Origin of the sequence: Blautia sp. 1033sp1_1033st1_G9_1033SCRN_220408 (genome assembly GCF_040929965.1) — a bacterium.
GTDB lineage: Bacteria > Bacillota > Clostridia > Lachnospirales > Lachnospiraceae > Blautia_A > Blautia_A ammoniilytica.
The window spans coordinates 178,668-185,337 of the sequence record NZ_JBFKZO010000005.1; the positions used below are offsets into that span (position 1 = coordinate 178,668).

General features: G+C 40.3%; 7 protein-coding genes. All 7 read left to right on the forward strand.

Annotated features, from left to right (window positions below):
- Window positions 1-2: 2 nt before the first annotated feature.
- The 7 genes from aroD (at window position 3) to AB5916_RS06180 (ending at window position 5,544) form a co-directional block, all read left to right on the forward strand.
- On the forward strand, window positions 3-782 hold the full coding sequence (aroD, locus tag AB5916_RS06150; protein WP_368189765.1) for a type I 3-dehydroquinate dehydratase: 780 nt from the start codon (window positions 3-5) through the stop codon (window positions 780-782).
- Window positions 783-977: 195 nt separating this feature from the next.
- On the forward strand, window positions 978-1,817 hold the full coding sequence (locus tag AB5916_RS06155; RefSeq protein ID WP_158421113.1) for a sigma-E processing peptidase SpoIIGA: 840 nt from the start codon (window positions 978-980) through the stop codon (window positions 1,815-1,817).
- Window positions 1,818-1,833: 16 nt separating this feature from the next.
- The gene (gene sigE / locus AB5916_RS06160; RefSeq protein ID WP_173728911.1) at window positions 1,834-2,562 is read left to right on the forward strand and encodes an RNA polymerase sporulation sigma factor SigE; all 729 of its coding nucleotides are present in this window, start codon (window positions 1,834-1,836) and stop codon (window positions 2,560-2,562) included.
- Window positions 2,563-2,704: 142 nt separating this feature from the next.
- Complete coding sequence (locus tag AB5916_RS06165) at window positions 2,705-3,136, forward strand: hypothetical protein (protein WP_368189767.1); 432 nt, start codon at window positions 2,705-2,707, stop codon at window positions 3,134-3,136.
- 218 nt (window positions 3,137-3,354) lie between these two features.
- Window positions 3,355-4,662: a phenylacetate--CoA ligase family protein gene (locus AB5916_RS06170; RefSeq protein WP_368189769.1), complete on the forward strand. Its 1,308-nt coding sequence runs from the start codon at window positions 3,355-3,357 to the stop codon at window positions 4,660-4,662.
- Between the two features lie 103 nt (window positions 4,663-4,765).
- On the forward strand, window positions 4,766-5,197 hold the full coding sequence (locus AB5916_RS06175) for an ACT domain-containing protein (protein WP_158421117.1): 432 nt from the start codon (window positions 4,766-4,768) through the stop codon (window positions 5,195-5,197).
- 41 nt (window positions 5,198-5,238) lie between these two features.
- Window positions 5,239-5,544: a hypothetical protein gene (locus tag AB5916_RS06180; protein WP_368189771.1), complete on the forward strand. Its 306-nt coding sequence runs from the start codon at window positions 5,239-5,241 to the stop codon at window positions 5,542-5,544.
- The last annotated feature ends 1,126 nt before the right edge of the window (window positions 5,545-6,670 follow it).

Here is a 6,670-nt window from a genome sequence, read left to right on the forward strand (position 1 = left end):
AAATGACAAAACCCATTCAGGTAAAAAACATTATACTGGGAGAGGGAATGCCCAAGATATGTGTTCCTCTCACAGAAAGTAAATCAGAGGAAATATGTACACAAGCTGTGAATGCAAAGACGGCAGGAGCAGAGCTGGTGGAGTGGAGAGCGGATTTTTACTGCAATCTTTGTAATGAGGATGATTTAAGGGACACATTGGAAGAATTGATCCGGATTTTGGATGGTATTCCGTTGATATTTACTATTCGTACAAAAAAAGAAGGCGGAAACGCAGAATTATCCACAGAGGAGTATGTAAGGATCAATCTGGCCGCAGCCAGAACAAAAAAAGCTGATTTTGTGGATGTAGAAGTATTTGGAGAAGAGGAGGAGAAGAAGTCCCTGATCTTACAGCTCCAAAAAGAAGACTGCAGGGTAATTGCATCCAGTCATGATTTTGAAAAAACGGAAGAAAAAGAAGCGTTGGTTCAAAGATTTAAAAGAATGGATGAAACCGGTGCCGACATCTTAAAAATTGCTGTGATGCCAAAGAACTTTGAGGATGTTGCTGCAATTATGCAGGCAACAAAGGAAATGTGCACATGTACCAGCAAACCATTGATTTCCATGTCTATGGGAAGTATAGGCTCCATTAGCAGGATTGCAGGAGAAAATTTTGGTTCCTGCCTTACTTTTGCTACAGTAGGAGCTGCATCAGCGCCAGGGCAGTTCCCTATCCAGGAGCTTCGTGTAATGATGGAGGCGCTTCATCAGGAAAACAGGCGGCAAGAAACCAAGTGATCAGAACTGACAGGAAAAATGAAGAATAAAGTAGAAGGATAAAGTAGAAGGATAAAAAGTCGAAACATATCGAAATGTCACGAGAAATTCTAAAGATCCTGGTGGTTGTTTTGACAAAATCCGCACCCCCTATCACCTTATAATGAATTCGCTCACCAAAGTGAAGGATTGACAGGTCATAGGGGGTTTTTATGTATGAAGATATACATAGATGTAGTCTTTGTAACAAATCTCTTAATGGACTATATTCTTCTGCAGGCAGTCGGCGCATATCTGTCCTGCTGCAAAAGCCAGAAGAGAACCTTTGCCGGGGCAATGATTGGTGCCCTGTTTTCCTGCCTGATTCTTTATGTACATATGGATGGGATTCTGACTGTAAGTATTTTGCTTCACGGTGGATGTGCCTGTTGCATGACTTTTTTGGCGTATGGATTAAAGCAGAAAGGAATTCTGGCAAAAGCAATTTTGTCGCTGTATCTTGCTGCGTTTCTTGCAGGAGGATTGTGGGATATGCTTATGCGGGGAAGAAAGAAAGGATTTTTGATTTTTCTTCTTTTTTCGGCGGTCACTTATTTTTGCTTTATGTTCCTGGCTTATATTTCACAGGTTGTGGATGTGAAAAAGAGGAATCTTTATCCGGTTGCCCTGTCTTATCAGGGAAAAGTACAGTCATCTTATGGATTATATGACACAGGGAATCTGCTGACAGATCCAATCAGTGGAAAACCGGTTTCTGTTGTAACACCGGAATTTCTGGCAGGTTTACTGCCTGGATCGCTGGCAGAAAAAGTAACACATTTAAAAGAGAACCCAGGGGAGATTGAAAGTACGGAACTTGCAGGGCTGCATCCTCATTTTCTGATCTGCAGGAGTGTAGGAGGAGAAAGGATGCTTCTGGCAGTGACACTGGAAGATCTGATCATTCACACTCCCAAAGAAGTGGTTCATATTGAAAGCCCGGTGTTGGTATTACCAGAGGAACCCTCTGCTTTGGGAAAAGAGTGCCAGGTGCTTTTGAATGCTAAATTGTTGTAACAGGAGGGGAATATCTATGAACAGAGCAGCAGATGTAAGTTATTATCCGTTTCAGCTTTTTTCCAGGTTCGTATTCACAAGACCCAGGGAAATTTATTATATTGGAGGCAATGATATATTGCCGCCACCCCTTACGCCGGAGCAGGAAAATGATGTGTTGGAGTGTTTGGGAACAGAACGGGAAAAAGAAGCCAAGGCTCTTCTTATTGAGCATAATCTTAGGCTGGTTGTTTATATTGCAAAGAAGTTTGATAATACAGGGGTAGGGGTAGAGGATCTGATCTCTATAGGAACCATAGGGTTGATCAAGGCAATTAATACCTTTAATCCTGTGAAAAAGATCAAGCTTGCAACATATGCATCCAGGTGTATAGAAAATGAAATTCTGATGTACCTTCGCAGGAATAGTAAAATCAGAATGGAGGTTTCCATTGATGAGCCTTTGAACGTAGACTGGGACGGAAATGAGCTGCTGCTGTCAGATATTCTGGGAACAGATGAAGATGTGATATCCAGACGTCTGGAGGATGAGGTGGAGATTACATTACTGGGGAAAGCTATTGCAAAACTTTCACCAAGGGAGCAGACGATTATCAAATTACGTTTTGGAATTGGAAAGACGGATGGACGGGAGAAAACACAGAAAGAAGTGGCAGATCTTTTGGGGATTTCCCAGTCCTATATTTCCAGGCTGGAAAAACGTATTATGAAAAGGCTGAGAAAAGAAATCGTCAAGTACGAATAAAGAGGTAAGATTCAGAAGCATGGTTTTGGGAAAAGACTTATTCCGGGGATCATGCTTTTGATGTGTGAAAGAACTATGATATGTGAAATGCATAAAGTCTCTGAATATGGGAATAATATCACAAAAGAGAGGAGAAAGAACAATGAATGAAAATGCAGAATTACTGAATTATGTATACCAGAATTCGCAGATGGGCGTAGAATCCATAGACAGGATTCTGGATCTGACAGAAGATGAATCATTTCGGAAGGTATTAAAGGAGCAACAGAAAGATTATATGAGATTTCATGAAAAGGCAAGAGAAAAGCTTCATGAGAATGGATTTGATGAAAAAGGGTTAAATTCCTTTGAAAAAATGAGAACGTATTTGATGATCAACATGCAGACCTTAACAGATCAGTCGGTTTCTCATATTGCAAAAATGATGATACAGGGAAGCAGTATGGGCATTACTGAAGCTTTGCAGAAACTGCATCAGTATGAGAATGATGCAGATAAGGAAATTCGGAAATTAATGGAGGACCTGAAGGATTTTGAAGAAAAAAATATAGAACGACTGAAGAAATATCTTTAAAATTTTAATTAAAACGAAAAAATCCTAGGATAAAAAGTCTGGAATGTTTCCGGACTTTTTTGTTTACGTTGAAACTGTGATGTGATATAGTATTACTATGAATTTGATGATGCTAAAAGATAAAATAAAAGAAAGTTAAATGAAAAAGAAAGCTAAATAGAAAAGAAAGCTAAATACAGAAATTATCAGAAAAACAAAAGAAAGGAACATGTCAGATAATGGAAAGATATTATCAACCGGAGATTGAGTGCGCTTCCCTGGATCAGATTCGGGAATTACAAAGCAAACGGCTTGTGAAGCAGGTACAGAATGTGTGGGAGCACGTTCCTATGTATAGAAAGAAAATGGAAGAACAGGGAGTAGAGCCAGGAGATATCCAATCAGTAGATGATCTTCATAAGCTTCCTTTTGTTACAAAGGACGATCTAAGGGAGGTTTATCCTTATGGTTTGCTGGCCAGACCACTATCAGACTGTGTCAGGATCCATTCAACCAGCGGAACCACCGGCAGACGGGTAGTTGCTTTTTATACACAGCATGATATTGATCTTTGGGAAGACTGTTGTGCAAGGGCTATTGTTGCAGTTGGCGGTACAAAGGAAGATGTTTGCCATGTAAGTTATGGCTATGGACTGTTTACAGGCGGTGCTGGTCTTAATGGAGGTTCACATAAAGTAGGCTGCCTTACATTACCTATGTCTTCCGGGAACACAGACCGGCAGATTCAGTTTATGACAGACCTGGGATCCACGATTCTGTGTTGCACCCCTTCTTATGCTGCTTATTTGGCAGAGTGTATTTGCGAGCGGGGCGTACGGGACCAGATCAAGCTGAAGGCGGGTATTTTTGGAGCAGAAGCCTGGACTGAGGAGATGCGCAGGGATATTGAGGACAAGCTTGGAATCAAAGCCTACGATATATATGGACTAACTGAGATTTCAGGACCTGGAGTAGCATTTGAATGTTCAGCACAGTCCGGGATGCATGTAAATGAGGATCATTTTATTCCTGAGATCATCAATCCCAAAACAGGAGAGGTTCTTCCTGACGGAGAGAAAGGGGAACTTGTCTTTACTTGTATTTCAAAAGAAGCCTTCCCTTTGATGAGATACCGTACAAGGGATATTGGTATCCTTAGCAGAGAAAAGTGTTCCTGTGGAAGAACTCATGTTAAAATGACAAAACCATTAGGCAGAAGTGACGATATGCTGATCGTAAAGGGCGTGAATGTATTCCCGTCCCAGATAGAGACTGTACTTATGAACAAAGGATACCCAGCAAACTATCAGATCATTGTTGACAGGGTAAATCATAGCGATACAATTGAAATACAGGTAGAGATGACTGCGGAAATGTTCTCTGACAGTCTGAGTGCTGTAGCTGCAAAGGAAAAAGAACTGGTAGATGCGTTAAAGGCTATGCTGGGTATTTATGCGAAAGTGAAGCTGGTAAATCCTAAAACCATTACTAGAAGTGAAGGAAAAGCAGTGCGTGTGATTGATAAACGTAATCTGTATCAGCAGTAAGCTGTGGGATTTTTTGAGCAGTTATTCGGTTATGGGCAAGCAGTGAAGCGGACCTGGAATATCCGCTTGACTCTTATTAAAAAGTGAAAGGAGCAGAAGATTTATGACAGTAAAGCAGATTTCCGTTTTTCTTGAAAATAAGCCGGGGAAGCTGGCTGAGTTTACAGATGTTTTATCTGATAATAAGATTGATATGCGTGCGTTGTCTCTGGCAGAGGCAGCAGATTTCGGAATTGCCCGTGTTATTGTAGATGATGTATACAATGCATCTACGATTTTAAAAGATGCAGGATATGTATTTTCTATGACCAAGGTGGTTGCAGCTGTGATTCCAGATGAACCAGGCGGACTTTCCCATGTGATTAAGACTTTAGGCGATTCTGGAGTGAATATTGAATACATGTATGCATTTACCACCCCGAAAAAGGGAACTGCCTGCATGATCCTTCGTGTAGAAGATGTTGCAAAAGCAATTGAAGTACTGCAAAAAGAAGGCATCCGTCAGGTTGAGCAGGAAGAATTGACGGAGTTATAAAAAGCAAGGTGATCGAAAATGCGTGTGAGGGAGGAGTAAGTATGACAACATTGGATATATTGGATCGACTGCAGAAAGATGCACTACGTGACAGAGAACTGAGAAAACATCTTCTTGCCACACGCAGTGAGAAGGATCCGTTGACTGTATTTTGCTGCTTATGTAGAAGCTTTGGCTATGAGCTCTATGAGATGGATCTTATTTCTGCAGGAGAAGATTTTTATGCAGAGATGCGCCGCAGTACAAATGGCGGTGGGGAGAATTCTCCCAAGCTTGAAGGTGAAGATGATTTTTATGAATTGCTGATGGCAAGTCTTCAGGAAGCGGAAAAGGCAGCAGATAAGTAATCATAGAAGTTATCAGGTAAATTAAATTGTTGGATAAAAAGAAAAACGGATTGGCAAACAAGATTATAAATAAGATAATCAGCAGTAGGGAAAATACCTGAAAGAGATGAAAAGATCTTTTAAATGTATCCAGCACTTCAAACGCCCTGAGTTTTTCAAAGAATAAGAAATTTACGGAGCTTGAAGTGGATTTGTCCGTTTTATTCTCAACATTTTGGGGTAAAGAGTAAAAAACATTTGAAAAAATAATTTGAAGTGTTATCTGAAGAATATCAGCTGGGAGTTAATCCCCCAGCTGATATAGCCTCCGGCAGGACTGCAGAGGTGCGCAGGAGAAGTATGTCATGCAATTGCATGACGCGCACCTCGCAGCAAGAATGCCGAGGCATTCTTGAATTTGAATTTAACCGAATCAAGTGAGTTCCCTGGGTTGGTTGCGAAAAGCAATAAGAAATGGGTGGGGACTTGCTTGTATCAGGAGGAGTGTAAGCTCCTTCTGATAAACTGCGAAGCAGTTATTCGGTTATGAACAAGTAGCGAAGCGGGCCTGGAATATCCGATTGCTGGAATATCCGATTGACTTAAAAAATTGATTTTTTTAAAAAAAGTGCTTGACGAATGCTTTTGGGTGTGGTAAAGTAAACAAGCTGTCGCAAGGAAATGTTTCTGAACAACTGAAAAATCAGTAAGTTTTCAGAAAATATAAAATTGATGTTGACAAATGACTGAACTTATGATAAAGTAACCAAGTCGTTGAAACAGAATGACAGATATCATTATCTTAAACAGTTTTGAAACCACTTAAAAAGTTTTAAAATAACTTAAAAAGTTCTTGACAAACGAAAACAGATGTGATAAATTAGATAAGCTGTCGAAAGACAGATGACAATGAACATTGATAACTAAACAGTGAAACACATACGATTCTCGAAAATTCTTTAACACTACGATCACTTGACGAAGCGAAGCTGAGTTTAGTGAGAGTGCGGTTCGGTTTTTAAAAACCGAACTTCATTGTTTGAGTGAATGAACTTTAAAACAGTAATGACGAGAGATAACTAAGCTAGTTGGTTGTCTTGAGACATCAAACTTTATCAGAGAGTTTGATCCTGGCTCAGGATGAACG